Origin of the sequence: Mycobacterium basiliense (genome assembly GCF_900292015.1) — a bacterium.
GTDB lineage: Bacteria > Actinomycetota > Actinomycetes > Mycobacteriales > Mycobacteriaceae > Mycobacterium > Mycobacterium basiliense.
This window is the reverse complement of the sequence record NZ_LR130759.1, coordinates 5,026,908-5,044,611: the sequence shown is the minus strand read 5'-3', so window position 1 is coordinate 5,044,611 and position 17,704 is coordinate 5,026,908. Positions and strand designations below refer to the sequence as shown.

Here is a 17,704-nt window from a genome sequence, read left to right as displayed (position 1 = left end):
TGCTACCGTCAGAGCGGGGAAACCGCCCAGTCCGCCAGCCCGGCCGATACCGCCGGTGGCGATGCCCGAGGTTGCGGCCCCCCTTGCCGCCGTCCCCGGCCGTGACCTTGGTCGGCGATCACGGCTCGATCAGCGCTTCGCGCGTCGCTATCGACACGCATGGCGGTCGGCTCGGAGGGGTGGCTCGGTCCCGGTACCCGGGGCGCGAGCAGGGTGCTCGCCGAGCCAGGAATCAGTGTTACGCGGGCACCAGTTCGACGCCGCTCAGCACGACGGCGTTGTCACGCGACGGCGCGACAACGCCGGCAGCAAGTCGGCCGTCGTCCTTCCAGACGTTGACCTGCAAGGTCTCGCCAGGGAATGCCACACCTGCAAAGCGCGCGCCGTAGGCGGCGACGGCGGAGGCGTCGCCGTCCAGGAACGCGTCGGTGATCGCCTTGCAGGCCATGCCGTAGGTACACAGGCCGTGCAGAATTGGCTGGTGAAACCCTGCGGCTGCCGCAAATTCGGGGTCGGAGTGCAGCGGGTTGCGGTCGCCGCAGAGTCGGTACAGCAGCGCCTGCTGCGGCAGAATCGGCAGTGCGATCTCAAGATCGGGTGCCCGCTCCGGCGCGGCATCTGACCCCGATGGTCCCCGCTCGCCACCGAAGCCACCTTCGCCGCGAGCGAAGATTGATCGCTTCTGGGTCCAGAGGTGGGTCCCGTCGGGCGCGGTGACCGTCGTCTCGCTCCAGATGACCGCGGCCTTGCCCTTGTCCCAGATGTCAGTGAACCGAGTGACGGCCCGAGCCGAACCCGACGGGGGTAGCGGCGCAGGAACTTCCACCCGCTCGCTGGCGTGCAATACCTTGCTCAGCTCGACGTCGATGCCGGGAAACTGCACGGTCGGCGGCTTGGTGGCGTGGAAGGTGGCCGCCACCGTGCCGAAGGTGGGCAACACCTGAGGCGTGTCGTCCACCAGGTAGCGCAGCTCGCGCGGATCCATCGGATCCGCGCCTGCGCCCAAGCCAAGGTGATAGAGCTGAATATCGCTGCTCGCCCACGAGAATTCGACGGGATCCAACGTGGCGTTCAAAGCGACGTCTACATCGATCGGCATGTTAGCGCTCTCCGGCAATGTGCAGGGCGGCCAGGTAGCCGAATGTCATCGCCGGCCCGATGGTGCCACCCGGACCAGGATAGGTGTGACCCATCACCGGGCCGCTGACATTGCCTGCCGCATAAAGACCTTCGATGAAGCTTCCGTCATCGCGTAAGGCGCGGGCGTGAACGTCGGTGCGGATTCCACCTTTGGTGCCGAGGTCCCCGGGAACCATTTTGGCAGCGTAATACGGGGCGTGGGTGATCTCGCCCAGGTTGGGATTGGGCTTGATGGTCGGGTCCCCGTAGTACCTGTCGTAGGCACTCTCGCCACGGTGGTAGTCCTCATCGACGCCTGCCCGCGCGAAGGTGTTGAAACGTGATACCGTCGAGACGAATTCATCGACGGGAAGGCCGGCCTTGCCGGCCAGTTCTTCAAGTGTGTCGGCCTGGACAATGACGCCCGACTCCAACCATTTACGTGGAATGCGCTGCCCGGGTTGCAGTCCCGCGAAGATGTAGCGGTCCCGGTACTGCTGATCGAATACTAGCCACGCGGGAATGTTCTCCCCCGGTCCGGGGCCCTGGCCATGCAGACCGCCGTACATGTGATGGCAGGCTTCAACGTACGGCATCGATTCGTTCATGAACCGCTTGCCCGACATATTGACGATGATCGATCCCGGCGAATTTCGCTCGGACAATGCAAACCACGGTTTGCCGACCAGTGGCACCGTCGGTCCCCACCACGCGTCCTCCATGAGATCGAGTGCGGCACCCAGTTTTTCACCGGCGATGATGCCGTCGCCGGTATTGGCCTTGGCGCCCACGGTCCATTCGGTGGTGATCGGCGCGCGCTGGTACTTCACCCGCATCTGTTCGTTGTGCTCGAAACCGCCCGCCGCCAGGATCACGCCGCGCCGGGCGCGGATCAGCCTGGGTTCAGCCGGCTCCGCAGCGTTGGTGTCGCGCACGTAGACGCCGCGGACCACACCGTCTTCGACGTGGAGGTCGGTCAACGCGGTATTGAGTACCACCGGTACACCGGCCCGCTGCAAGCCGATCCGCAGTGGTCCGATCAGGGCTCGGCCCATACCGACAAGGTTTTTGCCGGTTGCCTTCGCCCACATCGTGCGGGCACCCACCTTCATGCTGCGCAGCACACCCCGGGGGTGTCGCTTCAGTTGGTTCAGCCGCACGTAATCTTGCTGCATGACAACCACATTGAGCGGCACCTTGCCGTAGGCAGGTTCGAGCCCAGCTTCGTCGACGCCGAGCTTGCGGGCATTGAACGGCTTTGGCTCAATCGAGCGGCCGCCGGAGCGCCCGCCCGGTGCCTCGGGGTAATAGTCGGAGTATCCCGGCACCCAGCACATCTTCAACGGCGTGTGCTTCAGCACGAAGGACAGCATCTCGGGCCCACGCTGCAGGTAGGTGTCGATGCGCTGCGGGTCCACCCCGCTCACCGATTGGTCGCCGATGATGCCGTGCAAATAGGTGCGCGCCGCCTCGGGTGTGTCCGCGACCTTGGCGCGCCGGAGGACTTCGTTGTTCGGAATCCAGACACCGCCGCCCGAGCGCGCCGTCGAGCCGCCAAAGTGCGACGCCTTCTCGATGACCATGGTCGAGAGGCCCCGGTGCGCGGCGGTGAGGGCAGCGACCATGCCGGCACCGCCACTTCCGACCACGACCACGTCGTAGTCCTGTGCTGTCATGTAGAACACGTTATAGAATTGCCGGGGTCGGGCGCTACCGGCCCGGTCATCATGATGTCAGCACGACGAGGGGACTTCCGGTAAATGCTCGCTGCTCCGACCCGCGACAACATCGCCGCCGACCTGGCGCGAGCCGAACGCAGCCGTGAGCCGATTGCGCCCTTGACCCCCGCCTACCTCGATATTGACGTGGTTGACGCCTACGAGATCCAGCTGATCAACATTCGTCGGCGGGTGGGCGAGGGGGCGCGGGTGGTGGGTCACAAGGTCGGGCTGTCGTCGCCGATCATGCAGCAGATGATGGGTGTCGATGAACCGGACTATGGGCATCTCCTTGACGACATGCGGGTGTTTGAAGACGCCCCGGTCAAGGCCGCGAAGTACCTGTACCCGCGGGTGGAGGTGGAGGTCGGCTTCATCCTGTCCGCTGACCTGCCCGGTGCCGGATGCACGGAGGACGATGTCTTGGCGGGCACCGAGGCCCTGGTCCCGTCGATTGAGCTGATCGACACCCGGATCAAGGATTGGCAGATCAAAATCTGCGACACCATCGCCGATAACGCCTCCGCCGCGGGCTTCGTGCTGGGTGCGGCGCGGGTGTCGCCGGCCGATGTCGATGTGAAAGCGATCGACGCGGTGCTGACCCGCAATGGCGAGATGGCCGCCGAGGGACGCAGCGACGCGGTGCTGGGGAACCCGGCCACGGCGGTCGCCTGGCTGGCTCGCAAGGTGGAAAGCTTCGGGGTGCGGCTGAAAAAGGGCGACATCGTGCTACCGGGATCGTGCACGTTTGCGGTCGACGCCCGCGCCGGCGACGAGTTCATCGCCGACTTCACCGGGCTGGGTTCGGTTCGGTTGTCGTTCGAATAGCACCGAACTAGTTTCGAGTATCGAGAGCGGTAATAAGGAGCAGCATGCCGTCGAAGGCAAGTGTGGCCATTGTTGGTTCGGGCAATATCAGTACCGACCTGCTCTACAAGCTGTTGCGATCCGATTGGCTGGAGCCGCGCTGGATGGTCGGCATCGACCCGGAAAGCGAAGGGCTGGCACGAGCCCGCAAGTTGGGTTTGGAGACCACGCACGAGGGTGTCGACTGGCTGCTCGCGCAGCCGGAGAAACCCGACCTGGTGTTCGAGGCCACCAGTGCCTATGTGCATAAGGCGGCCGCGCCGAAGTACGCCGACGTCGGAATCCGCGCCATCGATCTGACGCCGGCCGCGGTGGGTCCGGCGGTGATCCCACCGGCGAACCTGCGGGAGCATCTGGATGCCCCCAACGTCAACATGATCACCTGCGGGGGACAGGCGACTATTCCCATCGTGTACGCCGTGGCGCGCGCGGTCGCCGAACAAGGTGGCGTCCCTTACGCCGAAATCGTGGCGTCGGTGGCCTCAGTCTCGGCAGGCCCCGGGACCCGGGCCAACATCGACGAGTTCACCAAGACCACCAGCAAGGGCGTCGAAACGATCGGCGGCGCCGACCGAGGCAAGGCAATCATCATCTTGAACCCCGCCGATCCGCCGATGATCATGCGCGACACCATTTTCTGCGCCATTCCCGTCGACGCCGACCGCGACGCGATCGCCGCCTCCATCCATGAGGTTGTGGGTGAGGTGCAGACCTACGTGCCGGGGTATCGGTTGCTCAACGAGCCGCAGTTCGATGAGCCGTCGCTGAATTCGGGCGGCCAGGCGGTGGTTACCACCTTCGTCGAGGTGGAAGGTGCCGGAGATTACTTGCCACCGTATGCCGGCAACCTCGACATCATGACGGCGGCAGCGACCAAGGTCGGCGAGGAAATCGCCAAGGAGACACTTGCGGTGTCAGGAGGAACGCGATGAGCGGCCAAATTTTTCAAGGCGCCTGGGATATCCGCATCACCGACACGTCGTTGCGCGACGGGTCGCACCACAAGCGTCACCAATTCACCAAAGAGGAGGTTGGCGCCATCGTGGCGGCCCTTGATGCCGCCGGGGTGCCGGTGATTGAGGTGACCCACGGCGACGGGCTGGGCGGGTCGTCGTTCAACTACGGCTTCTCCAAAACCCCCGAACAGGAACTGATCAAATTGGCCGCCCAGACGGCCAAGGAAGCCAAGATCGCGTTTTTGATGCTGCCAGGTGTGGGTACCAAGGAAGACATCAAACAAGCGCAGGACAATGGTGGGTCGATTTGCCGGATCGCGACCCATTGCACCGAGGCCGACGTATCCATTCAACATTTCGGGTTGGCCCGTGAACTGGGTCTGGAAACCGTCGGGTTCTTGATGATGGCCCACACGATTCCGCCGGAGAAGCTGGCCGCCCAGGCCCGCATTATGGCCGATGCCGGTTGTCAGTGCGTGTACGTCGTGGACTCCGCCGGTGCGCTGGTGCTCGACGGCGTCGCCGACCGGGTGTCCGCCCTGGTCGCCGAGCTCGGCGAGGACGCTCAGGTGGGCTTTCACGGCCATGAAAACCTTGGCCTGGGGGTCGCCAACTCGGTCGAGGCGGTGCGCGCCGGAGCTAAGCAGATCGACGGCAGCGTGCGCCGGTTTGGCGCCGGGGCGGGCAACGCGCCCGTCGAGGCACTGATCGGGGTGTTCGACAAGATCGGGGTCAAGACCGGTATCGACTTTTTCGACATCGCCGACGCCGCTGAGGACGTGGTGCGCCCGGCAATGCCCGCCGAATGTCTGCTCGACCGTAACGCGTTGATCATGGGGTACTCCGGGGTGTATTCCAGCTTCCTCAAGCACGCCGTCCGCCAGTCCGAGCGCTATGGCGTGCCGGCGCATCAGCTCCTGCACCGGGCGGGCCAGCGCAAGCTCATCGGTGGTCAAGAGGATCAGCTCATTGACATCGCCCTGGAAATCAAGCGCGAGCAGGACAGCGGCGCGGTCGTCTAGAAGTGAGCGAGCTTCGTCTACCTGCGCCGCTTCCACGCGCGCAAATGTTAGCCATTGACTCAAAATAGGAACACGTTCTAGCGTCGAAGTCGTGTTCTCAAATCCGCTGACCGCGGCGATCGCGGAAGCCGAGAAGCTGGTGGCCGCCGCGCCGCATGTTGAAACCGAAGCCGATCTGCTCGAGGGACTGCAGTATCTGGCCGGCTGCATCGCCGGCTGCATGCACCTGGCGTTCGACTATGAGCGTGACCACCCATTCCTGCAGTCGGGCACCGGCCCGTTCACCAAGATGGGGCTGGATAACCCTGACACCCTGTATTTCGGTACCAGGGTGCACGCTGACCGCGACTACGTGGTCACCGGCAGACGTGGTACCACCACCGACCTGAGCTTCCAGCTGCTCGGCGGCGAGTACACCGACGACAACGTGCCCGCCAGCCAGGCGGCATTCGACGACCGGGAACTTGAGATCGCAGCGGACGGTAGCTTCCAGTGGCAACTACGGCCGACCAGCTCCGGGCAACTCGTCATCCGTGAGGTATACGCAGACTGGTCACAGCAGCGCGGCACCCTGGCCATCTCCCGGCTCGACACCGCTGGCACTGCCCCCCGGTCGTTGACCCGCGAGACCATCGAAAAGCGCTACACCACAGCGGGAAAGCAACTCCTTGAGCGGGTAAAAACCTGGCTGCAATTTCCGCAGTGGTTCTATCTCAACATTCCGGTCAACACGATGGTGGCGCCGCGGCTGACGCCGGGCGGTTTGGCCACTCAGTACTCGTCCGCCGGCCATTTCGATCTGCGGCCCGATCAGGCCCTGGTAATCACCGTACCGGTCAGCGATGCTCCCTACCTGGGCTTCCAGCTGGGCAGCATGTGGTACATCTCGCTGGACTACATCAATCACCAGACCTCGCTGAACAACACCCAGGCACAGGCGGATCCGGACGGTAGGGTTCGCATCGTCGTCGCCGACCGCAATCCGGGTGTCACCAATTGGGTGGAGACGCTCGGTCACCGGCGCGGCTTCTTGCAGTTCCGTTGGCAGCGGGTGTCCCGGCAGCTCACCGAGGCCGACGGGCCGGCCGTCGAGCTGGTTGATTTCGACTCGATACCTGACGCGCTGCCATATCTCGACCACAACAAGATTTCCGAAGAAGACTGGCGCGCGCGAATCGCAATGCGCCAGATGCAAATTGCGGCGAGAATGCTGGGGTAACGATGACAACCATGCTGGACGGAAAGATCGTCGTCATCAGCGGGGTGGGCCCGGGACTTGGCTCCACGCTGGCGCATCGGTGTGCGCGCGCCGGCGCCGACTTGGTGCTGGCGGCCCGTAGCGGCGACCGCCTCGACGATTTGGCCAAGCAGATCGTCGACGCGGGACGCCAAGCTATTGCGGTACGCACCGACATCACCAACGAGGCTCAGGTGGTCAACCTGGTGGACGCCACTCTGGAGGCGTATGGCAAGGTGGACGTGCTGATCAACAACGCGTTTCGGGTGCCGTCGATGAAGCCATTGGCTGACACCACATTTCAACACATCCGGGACGCCATCGAACTCAGCGCGCTCGGGGCGCTGCGCCTCATCCAAGGGTTCACTCGCCCGCTCGCCGAAGCCAACGGCTCGATTGTCAACGTGAACTCCATGGTGCTGCGGCACTCGCAGCCCAAGTACGGCGCCTACAAGATGGCCAAGGCCACCTTGCTCGCTATGTCCCATTCACTGGCCACCGAACTCGGTGACAAGGGTATTCGTGTCAATTCCGTTGCACCGGGCTATATCTGGGGAGATACCCTGCAAGGATACTTCGAACATCAGGCCGGCAAGTACGGAACCACGGTGGATCAGATATACCAGGCCACCGCTGCACACGCCGATCTGAAGAGACTGCCGACCGAGGATGAGGTTGCCTCGGCGATCTTGTTCATGGCCAGCGACCTGTCCAGCGGCATCACCGGGCAGACCCTGGATGTCAACTGCGGGGAGTACCACTCCTGATGACCGATCGGACCGATGTCGGAACCGTGGCCGAACTGCATGCCTCGGCTACCAAGCTGGTGGGGCTCGACGACTTCGGCGCCGACGAGGACAATTACCTCGAAGCGTTGGAGGTGCTGCTTGACGCCTACCGGAACGAGGCCGGCCTTACGGTGTTGGGCAGCAAGATGAACCGCTTTTTCCTGCGCGGTGCTTTGGTCGCCCGGCTGCTGTCCGAAGCCGCCTGGAAGCAATATCCGCGGCACGCCGATGTGGTCATCGAGCGGCCCATCTTCGTCACCGGGCTGGTGCGCACCGGAACCACCGCGCTGCACCGACTGCTCGGTGCCGACCCGACCCACCAGGGTCTGCACATGTGGCTGGCCGAGTTCCCGCAACCGCGCCCACCCCGCGACACCTGGGACTCAAATCCGTTCTACCGCCAACTCAATGCGCAGTTCACCCAGCACCATCGGGACAATCCCGGTTATACCGGCCTGCACTTCATGGCTGCGTACGAGCTGGAGGAGTGCTGGCAGCTGCTGCGGCAGTCACTGCACTCGGTGTCGTACGAGACCTTGGCCCACCTGCCCAGCTACGCCAAGTGGCTGTCGCGTCAGGACTGGACCCCGCCCTACCGGCGGCACCGCAGGAACCTGCAACTGATCGGGCTCAATGACGTCGAAAAGCGCTGGGTTTTAAAAAATCCGAGCCATCTGTTCGCCCTGGATGCGTTGATGACTACCTATCCGGACGCGCTGGTGATCCAGACGCACCGGCCCGTTGACACGATCATGGCATCAATGTGCTCACTGGCGCAGCACACGTCCGAAGGGTGGTCGACGACGTTCCTGGGTGCCCAGATCGGCGCCGACTCGATGGATACCTGGTCGCGGGGTCTGGAACGGTTCAATACCGCCCGGGCCAAATACGATCCGGCCCAGTTCTACGACGTCGACTACGGCGATTTGGTTGCCGACCCGCTCGGCACGGTGGCCGATGTCTATCGGTACTTTGGCCTGACCTTGACCGAACAAGCTCGACAGGCCATGGCGAAGATCCATGCCGAGAGCAAGACTGGCGCGCGGGCGCCCAAACATAGCTATTCGCTGGCTGATTACGGTCTTACCGCCGAAATGGTCCAAGAGAGATTCGCTGGTTTGTGATCGGTAGTCGCAGTCGCCACCTGAGCCTCTGCTCCGCCGGCATGTGATGTGCCCACCTTCGAGCGACAAGCTGGCTGGGCTCCGGGAATTGCGGGACCGGCGAGCGCCTTGTCGCTCGAAGGCGGGCACAACGCCCACTGGTCTCAGTACGGGTCACTGTGGCGAAAGTGACAAGAGCCGCTTCGGTTGGCTCAGTCGGCGGCTGGTGTCGCATCCAGAATGCCCTCGGCCACCGCGTGCTCGATGCTGTCATGCATCTTGGGGCAAGCCTTGGTGCGTGCGGTATCTCCACCGGAGGAGCGGACTTCGGCGAAATGAGCGCAACGCTGCGTTGCCTCGGTATTCCATTGCACCGCTGTATGACCCGGACCGAGCTTCTTCACGGTCACGGTGACGTGGCAGAAGCGGCAATCCACCGGCTGCAAGCCCCCATTGAGATAGCGTTCGCGGTCGGCGCGGCTGGCTTCCCGCACCGCGGCGGCACGCTGCGGGTCGTCAGCGAAATCCCTTGATTTGGACCATGATCGGCGGTCATCGGGCGGTCCCGATGACTCATCGTGGTCATGATGGTCGCCGCGCAGCAGCAACATCGATCGGGCCAGGCGATCGACGTCAGGGAGAGCGTGCTCGTCCGACGGGTCCATGCTCGCTAGTGTTGTTTGGCGGGTACGTCCTCGGCCAGCGATTCGTCCTCGCGGGCCTCGAGTTTCTTTGTCTCCAAATTCTGTTGGACCTCGGCACTCCAGAATTCGTTGGCGCGGGTGGTGTCTACCTCCATCTCGAAACGCTCCACCATTTCGGGCTTGATGTCGGCAACATCTACATAGAACTGCTCATACCAGCGACGCATCTGATAGACGGCACCGTCTTCCTCGACCAGTAGTGGGTTGTCGATGCGCGTCTTGTGCTTCCAGATCTCCACGTCCTGCATAAAGCCTTTGCTGACGCCTTCGGTGAACACTCGAGACAGCTTGTCCGTCATCTTTTCGTCCATGCCCTTGGGCTTTTCGACGATGACACCCCACTGCAGCACGAACGAGTCCTGCGTCACCGGATAGTGGCAGTTAATCAGGATCGATTCGGACTTGTAACCGCCGTAACTGTTGTGCAGCCAGTTGATCATGAACGACGGCCCGAAGTAGGAGGCTTCCGAATCCAGATGTGCCTCACCGTAGGCGGTACCCAGATCATTCACATCGGGGCGCCCCACGTTGTGCAAATACTGCGATGCGATGTGTCCTTCGAAGACGTTCTTGAAGTACGTCGGCAACCCGAAATGGATGTAGAAAAAGTGCGCCATGTCGGTGACGTTGTCGATGATGTCGCGGCAGTTGGACCCCTCGATGAGGATGCGGTTCCAGCGCCACTGGGTCCATTCGTCACTGGCGGCCTCGGGGATGTCCGGGATCCTGACGGCCGGGTCGGGGGGGTTGCCCTCATGGTCGTGCCATACGAAGAGCAGACCGCCGCGCACATCGGTGTTCCACGATCGGGTGCGCGCCATTCTCGGTGTGCGCTTGGCATACGGCACCAGCTTGCACCGGCCGTCCCCGCCCCATCGCCAGTCGTGGAAGGGGCAGGCGATCTCATCGCCTTTGATGGTGCCCTGGGAGAGGTCGCCGCCCATGTGCCGGCAGTAATTGTCGAGGATCTTCACGTCCCCGTGCGAGTCGGTGAACACCACTAGCTTGGTGCCGAACGCCTCCACACCGTGCGGCTTGCCGTCCATGAAGTCTTCGGCCACGCCCAGGCAATGCCAGCCCCTGGCATATCTGGTCGGCAAGGCGCCCGCATCGATTTCCCGGACGCCGACGCCACTTGTGTCGGTATTCACCGTGTCACCTCCAGATCGCAGTCTCTAACTAGAACACGTTACAGTTTTGGGTCGGGGGAGTGCAACGACGGCGAGTCTGGCCACGGCATATGCGTAGTGCGGTATATGTAAACGATGCCGCTATTTTCTTTCGAGGGTCGCTCCCCCCGGGTAGATCCCACCGCGTTTGTGGCCCCAACTGCCACGCTTATCGGTGATGTGACCGTCGAGGCGGGGGCGTCGGTGTGGTTTAACGCCGTGCTGCGGGGTGACTACGCACCGGTGGTCGTGCGGGAGGGGGCCAACGTGCAAGACGGGTCGGTACTTCATGCACCGCCCGGCATCCCGGTCGACATCGGACCCGGAGCGACGGTCGCGCACTTGTGCGTGATCCACGGCGTCCACGTCGGGTCTGAGGCGTTAATCGCAAACCATGCAACGGTGCTCGACGGCGCGGTAATCGGTGCCCGCTGTCTGATAGCGGCGCATTCGTTGGTGGTAGCCGGAACCCAGATCCCGGCGGGAATGCTGGTCACCGGGGCGCCGGCCAAGGTGAAGGGACCGATTGAGGGAACCGGCGCCGAGGTGTGGGTCAACGTCAATCCACAGGCCTATCGCGACCTGGCCGCGAGGCACATGACGGGGCTCGAGCCGCTCTAGTTCCGGCTAGTCCAGCCCGGACGTCCCGTCGAGGCCGGCCAACAGGCCGCCCGCGCCGGCCGCGCCGCCCTCGCCATTACCCGCCTGGCCCGACCCGCCATTGCCGCCGTTGCCCCCGTTGCCTACCCACTGCGCGCTGCCGCCGGCTCCACCGTTACCGCCGGTGCTCCCAGGCGGCAGGGCCTGCCCGCCGGCGCCGCCCGAACCGCCGGAACCGAACACCCCAGCTCTACCACCATTGCCGCCGTCCCCGCCGACACTGCCGGACAGCGCGGTGATCCCACCACCACCGCCGGCGCCACCGTCACCGATCAGGGCGCCACCGGCACCACCGTTGCCGCCGGTGCCGCCAATCAAGTCACCGAACCCCCCGACGCCGCCGGTGCCCCCGGCCCCGACGAACCGGGCAGCGCCCCCGGCGCCCCCGGCCCCGGCGATGTTGACCGAATCTCCGCCGGTCCCACCGGCGCCACCGGCGCCGAACACGCCGGCTCGGCCGCCGGCCCCGCCCGTCCCGCCCCCGGTCCCGAGCGAATTCCCGCCGGTGCCACCCACCCCACCATCACCGGCGAGCAACGCGCCGGCCCCGCCGGCACCGCCGTCACCCCCAGACCCGCCATTCGGGTTTATCGAACTTCCGCCATTTCCGCCGCCCCCGCCGTCGCCGGAGAGCAAGCCCGCGGCGCCGCCGACCCCGCCAGCGCCGCCGACCCCGCCCACTCCGCCGTTGTTGGCCAGTGAATTCCCGCCAAGCCCGCCGACTCCACCGTCGCCGAATAGCCACCCGCCGCCGCCACCGGTGCCGCCGGTGCCGCCCGCCCCGCTGCCCTCGAGAGAAAGTCCGCCGGTGCCGCCCGCTCCGCCGGAGCCGAACAGTCCGGCGTGGCCGCCGGCCCCGCCGTCGCCGGCATACAGTTGGGCGACGCCTCCGGCCCCACCCACCCCGCCGTCGCCGACCAGCATGCCGCCGAACCCACCGGGCCCGCCTGCCCCGCCGTTGGCCGTCAACGAGCCGCCCCCGGCGGCGCCACCGGCGCCGCCCGCTCCGCCAGCGCCTCCTGTTCCGAAAAGCCCTGCAGCGCCTCCGATCCCACCGGCCCCGCCGGTCCCGGAGTTCGCGCTGCCGCCCGCTCCGCCGGCTCCGGCGGTGCCCCAGAGCAGCCCCGCTGCACCACCGTTGCCGCCCGCGGAGCCAGCCGCGCCGGACCCGCCGCTGCCGCCATTGCCGATCAAGATTCCGCCGTCGCCGCCGTTGCCACCCGTTCCCGGCGCACCGTTGGCGCCGTTGCCAATGAGCGGGCGCCCTACTGCCGCCTGGGTGGGTGCGTTCACCGCGTGCAGCAGCCCCTGCGTGAGCGAGGCGTTGGCGGCCTCGGCACTCGAATAAGACGTCGCAGCGGCGCTGAGATTGCACACGAACTCGTCGTGAAACTTCGCCGCCTGAATACTGAGTGCTTGATACGTCTGGCCGTAGCAGGCGAACAGCGCCGCAACAGCGGCCGAGATCTCATCGGCGGCCGCCGGCGCGAGCTGGGTGGTGGCGAATTCCGCCAATTTGCTGGCTTCGCGGACCAGTGACCCGATGGTTAGTGCATCGTCAGTCGTCGTTGCCAGTATGGCCGGGCTGACAGTGACAGCCATGCTTTACCTCCCGCGTTCGCAACGAGTGTCGCAGATGCGGTAAGTGAGCGGGACCGTTATTTCCTTCGCGAGTCGCTCTTCCCGCGCCGGCCCACCGCGTGCGCGGCCCCTACCGCTGCGCGAAATCGGCGACTAAGCCCCGTCGTCGGGAAGCAAGGTCATCCCGTCGCCATCAGCTTCAGCACTCGGTCCTTGAAGTCGATCACATAGACGGCACGTTGATCGTCCACTGCCACATCGGTTGGCCCGGATAGTCCGGAAAAGGGCAGCGTGGTCTGGATGTTCGAGCCGGCTGCCAGCTTGAGCACTCGATTGTTGTTCAAGTCGCCCACATAGATATTGCCGTCGCGGTCCACGGTCACTCCCGTGGGGAAATTGAGACCGGTCAACGGGAGATAGACGGGTGTTGTGGCGCCTTCGGCGAGCGCCGCCACCCGGTTATTGCCGCTGTCGCTGACGTAGACGGTTCCAGCGCTGTCCACGGCGACATCGTAGGGACGATTAAGGCCGGTGAACGACAACTCGCTGGGGGCCTCGGCGCCCGCGGGCAGCTGCAACACGTTGTTGTTGACGTGGTCAACCACATACACCGTGCCGCGGCCGTCAATTGCCAAACCATGCGGGTCGGCCAGGCCGGTGAACGCGAGCTCGGTTGGGGTTCTTAGATCGGCCGAGAGCTTCAGTATCCGCTTGCCCATCCCGTCAATGACGTAGACGGCATCGTGGCTGTCGACGGCCACGCCGTCCGGACTGAGCGGAGCGGTGATCGGTAGCGCGGTCGCCGTGCTGGCACCCACGGGCAGCTTCAGCACCCGCTTGTTGCCCGGGTCGGCGACGTAAACGGTGCCCATGCTGTCCACCGCCACGCCGTCGGGATCTCCCAGCCGGAAGGGCAGCTGGACTTGGTCCGGCCGGGCGGCAGCAGTGGACAGGCCGACCTTGTTGGCCTCGAGTTCCGCCGATGATGGCTTGAAGATCAGGAATCCGACGCCCGCGAGGACCGCGACGGCGACTATCGTCGCCCCCGCCACGAGCAAAGCGCGTCGGCGCCGCGACGAAGCGCCGTATTCCACGCCATCCATAGGCCGACTCCCTCGTCACCTTGGCTGATCGCGATCAAAAGACAGTACCGCGCACATGATCGGCATGCACGGGAAATTCGGCGGCTGGTTTGGCAAACATCGGCGGGCGGACGAAGCCGGCCCAAATGTGACGCCCTAGATTTTCCGGGTGGTTGCCGCCGCGCGGTCCATCTCCCAGTACGCGCGTAACGCCACCAGCTGTCCCGCTTCGTTAGCCTTGTAGGTGAACACGCCGTCGGCGGTGGTCTGGTAGTCGCCAGTGGTGATCAGGATGTGCCCGACGTTGGCTTCCTCGTTGCCGCATTGGTAAGTGTCGCGGAAGAAAAACTCGATCTTGGTGGTCGGGGCGATGGCCTTGTCCCAGAAGGCTGATATCGCGTCTCGGCCCTGGTGGCCCTTGCCTTCGGGGTCGAAAGCCGATGGCCCGATGGGGTCTTCGACGATCGCGTCGTCGGCGAACACCGCTAGCCAAGCATCCTTGTCGCGGGCCTCGACGGCCTGCCGGGAGCGGCGACCGGCCTCGTGTGCCGGGTGATTGCCGATCACTCGTCTTGCCAGCCGGAATGGATGTACGTGTCGGCGAAGCGCTTCATCGAGTCCCGCTTCTTGTCCAGCGGAGCGTCGAAACCGAGCCCATCAAAGACCCACGGTATGACAATGTTGTCGGTTACCCCGATCTCGGCCAGCTCCCGATGCCCATCCACCCCGAACTTGTCGATGCAAACTGCCTGGAACTCGAACGGCAGCTCGGCCCGGCCGTATTCGGCGCGCAGTTCATTGAGTTTGCCGATGGTCTCCGACAATTGCGCGCCGGTCATCATCGCGCTGGTCCAACCATCGCCGATGCGCGCCGCGCGTCGCAGCGCTACGTCGGTATGCCCGCCGACGTAGAACGGCACCGGTCGGCTGGGGGCAGGGCTCATCTGTAGGCGTTCGAAATCGTAAAACTCGCCGTGGAACTCAACCATGCCCCCACCCAGCACCAGCTTGATCACGTCGATCATCTCGTCGACCCGGGCGCCGCGCCGTTTATACGGAACGCCGCACCACTCGAACTCTTCCGGCGCCCAACCGATCCCGACCCCGAAACCGAAGCGGTTGTTGGTCAAGTTGGCCACCGAGCCGACTTGGCGGGCCAGCAGCAAGGGATTACGCGACCCAAGCTTCATTACGTTGGTGTAGAACCTCAGCTTGGAAGTGACCGCGCCCATCGCACCCGCGGCGATCAACGGGTCCACCCACGGCGTGTCCTCGTTCCACATCCGCGAGCCGTCGGGGGTGTATGGATAGTCGGCAGCCGCCTTTTCCATGAAGAACAACGAATCCGGTAGTGCGATGGAGTCGAACCCGACTTCCTCGGCGGTTTCGGCGATGCCGACCAGCTGGTCGATCGGACCCATCGCGATGCTGCAGGTGTACTTCATCCGGCGGCCAGCCTCGGTTTGTCGGAGCCGACCACCCACATGGAGTAGTACTGCGAGCCCCCACCATAAGCGTGGCCCAGGGCTTTTCGGGCGTTGGGAACCTGATGGTCTCCACCCTTGCCCATGACCTGGATGGCCGCCTCCGCGAAGCGGATCAGCCCCGAGGCGCCGATCGGGTTCGAGGAGAGCACGCCGCCGGACGGATTCACCGGCAACCGCCCGCCGATCGCGGTTTCGCCGGCCTCGGTGAGTTTCCAGCCCTCGCCCTCCGGAGCAAAGCCGAGGTTTTCCAACCACATTGGTTCGAACCAGGAGAACGGGACATAGATTTCGGCGGCGTCGATCTCATCGATGGGGCTGGTGATGCCGGCCGCTTTCCACAGCGCTGCAGCCGCGTCGCGGCCGGCCTGCGGGCTGACTTGGTCGCGTCCGGAGTATGCCAGCGGTTCGGTGCGCAGCGCGGTGGCATGGATCCATGCTACTGGGTGTCCTTCGGTCAGCCGGGCATCGGCGATCTCTTCGTTGCCGATCACGACGGCGCAGGCGCCGTCCGACGACGGACAGGTCTCGTCGTAGCGGATCGGATCCCACAGCATGGGTGATCCCATCACCTTCTCCAGGGTGATGTCGGGCTGCTGCAGGTGTGCCAGCGGGTTGCGGCTGCCATTGAGCCGGTCCTTGACCGCCACCATCGCGCCGATGTTCGTCGGAGCTCCGGAGCGTCGGATGTAGGCCCGCACATGCGGGGCGAAGTAACCGCCGGCACCGGCTCCCACCGGCTTGATGAAGGGAATCGGAATCGACAGTGCCCACATGGCATTGGACTCCGACTGCTTCTCCCAGGCCATGGCTAGCACGCGGCGGTATTTTCCGGACTGGACCAGGCTGGCAGCCACCACCCCGGTGGATCCGCCGACCGAACCCGCAGTATGCACTCGGATCAGTGGCTTGCCGGTGGCACCCATGGCGTCAGCCATGAACAGCTCCGGCATCATCACGCCCTCGAAGAAGTCGGGCGCCTTGCCGACGACGACGGCATCGATGTCAGCGAAGGTGGAGCCGGAATCCTGCAGTGCCCGGTCGATGGCCTCGCGGACCAGACCGCTCATCGAAACGTCTTGCCGTTTGGCGACATACTTGGTTTGGCCGGTACCGAGTACTGCGGCCAGCTGTGCTGCTGCTCCGGCCATCAGTTGTTCCCTTCCATGACCGCGACCAAGTTCTGTTGCAGCGCTGGCCCGCTGGTGGCGTGCGCTAGCACGCGGCCGGCCGAACCATCCCAAATGTGTCGTGCAGCAAAGCCGATGCGCTCCAGGCCGGCGACAAACATGGGGTTGGCCGCCAGCGCTCCGCCGGACGGGTTCACTCTTGTCTTCTCTGGAAGTCCGATAGCCTCGACGATAATCAAATGCTGGTGGGTGAACGGGGCATGGATCTCGGCGACGTCGATGCTGGTGTCCCCGCCGGTAGCCGCCTTGGCCGACATTGCGGTGGACGGTGAGACGGTCAAGTCGCGCACTCCCAGCGACGGGGACTCGATGCGGTGCTCGAAACCTGTTATCCACGCTGGTGATTCGCGTAGTTCCCGAGCGCGGTCATCGGCGGCCAGGACGATAGCGGCGGCGCCGTCGGTGATCGGCGCGATGTCGTGACGTCGCAGTGGGTCGTTGAAGAACGGGCGGGCCAGCAGTTCGTCGATGCTCTTGGCCGGCTTCTCGGAGTCATTTCGTGCCGAATGGGCGAACGAGTCGAGGGCGACCTGAGCCATCTGTTCGTGGGTCCACCCGCCGGACTCGAGACCCATGCGCGCCTGCAAGCCCGCCATCGACACCGAGTCGGGCCACAGCGGAGCAACCGTGTAGGGATCGGTCTGCCGCGACAGGATTTGCCGCAGGATGCCTGCCGAGGACTTGCCGAAGCCGTATACCAGGGCGGTGTCGACCTCGCCGGTCAGGATTTTGATGTAGGCCTCGTAGAGGGCCCAGGCCGCGTCCATCTCCACGTGCGATTCGTTGATCGGCGGAACGGCCCCGATCGAGTCGATCGCCGAAATGAACGAAAATGCCCGTCCAGCAAGGTAATCCGAGGACCCCGAACACCAGAATCCGATGTCGGACTTCGTGATGTCGAGTTCTTTGTAGAGCTGGGCGAAGCACGGCATCAGCATCTCGACACCGTTGGTGGTGCCATCGGTACGGCGAACATGCGGGGCGTGGGCGAAACCGACCACCGCGACATTGCGAGCGCTCATAG

The 17,704-nt window shown here is 64.7% G+C and carries 17 protein-coding genes; 7 read left to right on the top strand and 10 right to left on the bottom strand.

Annotated features, from left to right (window positions below; translation table 11 throughout):
- Positions 1 to 238: 238 nt before the first annotated feature.
- Both MB901379_RS21390 and kstD read right to left on the bottom strand, forming a co-directional pair.
- Positions 239 to 1,099, bottom strand: coding sequence for a MaoC/PaaZ C-terminal domain-containing protein (locus tag MB901379_RS21390; protein ID WP_158018432.1), 861 nt, complete (start codon positions 1,097 to 1,099; stop codon positions 239 to 241).
- Position 1,100: 1 nt separating this feature from the next.
- The gene (kstD, locus tag MB901379_RS21385; RefSeq protein WP_158018431.1) at positions 1,101 to 2,795 is read right to left on the bottom strand and encodes a 3-oxosteroid 1-dehydrogenase; all 1,695 of its coding nucleotides are present in this window, start codon (positions 2,793 to 2,795) and stop codon (positions 1,101 to 1,103) included.
- A gap of 84 nt (positions 2,796 to 2,879) precedes the next feature.
- Between kstD and MB901379_RS21380 the strand changes: the two genes are divergently transcribed.
- From MB901379_RS21380 to MB901379_RS21355, 6 genes are all read left to right on the top strand, one after another.
- The gene (locus tag MB901379_RS21380; RefSeq protein ID WP_158018430.1) at positions 2,880 to 3,665 is read left to right on the top strand and encodes a 2-keto-4-pentenoate hydratase; all 786 of its coding nucleotides are present in this window, start codon (positions 2,880 to 2,882) and stop codon (positions 3,663 to 3,665) included.
- A 44-nt stretch (positions 3,666 to 3,709) separates the two neighbouring features.
- A complete protein-coding gene (locus tag MB901379_RS21375) occupies positions 3,710 to 4,636 on the top strand; it encodes an acetaldehyde dehydrogenase (acetylating) (protein ID WP_158018429.1) in 927 nt (308 codons plus the stop codon).
- Entirely contained in the window at positions 4,633 to 5,682 is a 1,050-nt protein-coding gene (dmpG, locus tag MB901379_RS21370) for a 4-hydroxy-2-oxovalerate aldolase (protein WP_158018428.1), read from the top strand. The genes MB901379_RS21375 and dmpG overlap by 4 nt, the downstream gene beginning before the upstream one ends.
- 91 nt (positions 5,683 to 5,773) lie before the next feature.
- On the top strand, positions 5,774 to 6,901 hold the full coding sequence (locus tag MB901379_RS21365) for a hypothetical protein (RefSeq protein ID WP_158018427.1): 1,128 nt from the start codon (positions 5,774 to 5,776) through the stop codon (positions 6,899 to 6,901).
- A gap of 2 nt (positions 6,902 to 6,903) precedes the next feature.
- Complete coding sequence (locus MB901379_RS21360) at positions 6,904 to 7,686, top strand: SDR family oxidoreductase (protein ID WP_158018426.1); 783 nt, start codon at positions 6,904 to 6,906, stop codon at positions 7,684 to 7,686.
- Positions 7,686 to 8,831 carry a sulfotransferase family protein gene (locus MB901379_RS21355; protein ID WP_158018425.1) on the top strand — a complete coding sequence of 382 codons (1,146 nt, stop codon included), beginning with the start codon at positions 7,686 to 7,688 and terminating at the stop codon, positions 8,829 to 8,831. The genes MB901379_RS21360 and MB901379_RS21355 overlap by 1 nt, the downstream gene beginning before the upstream one ends.
- Before the next feature lie 191 nt (positions 8,832 to 9,022).
- On the opposite strand, the gene MB901379_RS21350 is transcribed toward MB901379_RS21355, so the two are convergent.
- Both MB901379_RS21350 and MB901379_RS21345 read right to left on the bottom strand, forming a co-directional pair.
- Positions 9,023 to 9,475, bottom strand: coding sequence for a hypothetical protein (locus MB901379_RS21350; protein ID WP_158018424.1), 453 nt, complete (start codon positions 9,473 to 9,475; stop codon positions 9,023 to 9,025).
- Between the two features lie 5 nt (positions 9,476 to 9,480).
- Positions 9,481 to 10,665, bottom strand: coding sequence for a Rieske 2Fe-2S domain-containing protein (locus tag MB901379_RS21345; RefSeq protein WP_158018423.1), 1,185 nt, complete (start codon positions 10,663 to 10,665; stop codon positions 9,481 to 9,483).
- A 114-nt stretch (positions 10,666 to 10,779) separates the two neighbouring features.
- Between MB901379_RS21345 and MB901379_RS21340 the strand changes: the two genes are divergently transcribed.
- A complete protein-coding gene (locus MB901379_RS21340) occupies positions 10,780 to 11,304 on the top strand; it encodes a gamma carbonic anhydrase family protein (protein WP_158018422.1) in 525 nt (174 codons plus the stop codon).
- Positions 11,305 to 11,310: 6 nt separating this feature from the next.
- Here MB901379_RS21340 and MB901379_RS21335 read toward each other — a convergent pair whose 3' ends face one another.
- From MB901379_RS21335 to MB901379_RS21310, 6 genes are all read right to left on the bottom strand, one after another.
- A complete protein-coding gene (locus MB901379_RS21335) occupies positions 11,311 to 12,945 on the bottom strand; it encodes a PE family protein (RefSeq protein WP_158018421.1) in 1,635 nt (544 codons plus the stop codon).
- 158 nt (positions 12,946 to 13,103) lie between these two features.
- Positions 13,104 to 14,027 carry an NHL repeat-containing protein gene (locus tag MB901379_RS21330; protein WP_158018420.1) on the bottom strand — a complete coding sequence of 308 codons (924 nt, stop codon included), beginning with the start codon at positions 14,025 to 14,027 and terminating at the stop codon, positions 13,104 to 13,106.
- A 135-nt stretch (positions 14,028 to 14,162) separates the two neighbouring features.
- The gene (locus MB901379_RS21325) at positions 14,163 to 14,570 is read right to left on the bottom strand and encodes a nuclear transport factor 2 family protein (protein ID WP_158019362.1); all 408 of its coding nucleotides are present in this window, start codon (positions 14,568 to 14,570) and stop codon (positions 14,163 to 14,165) included.
- On the bottom strand, positions 14,570 to 15,451 hold the full coding sequence (locus MB901379_RS21320) for a TIGR03619 family F420-dependent LLM class oxidoreductase (protein ID WP_158018419.1): 882 nt from the start codon (positions 15,449 to 15,451) through the stop codon (positions 14,570 to 14,572). Before MB901379_RS21320 ends, MB901379_RS21325 begins: the two co-directional genes overlap by 1 nt.
- Entirely contained in the window at positions 15,448 to 16,641 is a 1,194-nt protein-coding gene (locus MB901379_RS21315; RefSeq protein ID WP_158018418.1) for a thiolase domain-containing protein, read from the bottom strand. The genes MB901379_RS21320 and MB901379_RS21315 overlap by 4 nt, the downstream gene beginning before the upstream one ends.
- The gene (locus MB901379_RS21310; protein ID WP_158018417.1) at positions 16,641 to 17,702 is read right to left on the bottom strand and encodes a thiolase domain-containing protein; all 1,062 of its coding nucleotides are present in this window, start codon (positions 17,700 to 17,702) and stop codon (positions 16,641 to 16,643) included. Before MB901379_RS21310 ends, MB901379_RS21315 begins: the two co-directional genes overlap by 1 nt.
- Between the last annotated feature and the right edge of the window lie 2 nt (positions 17,703 to 17,704).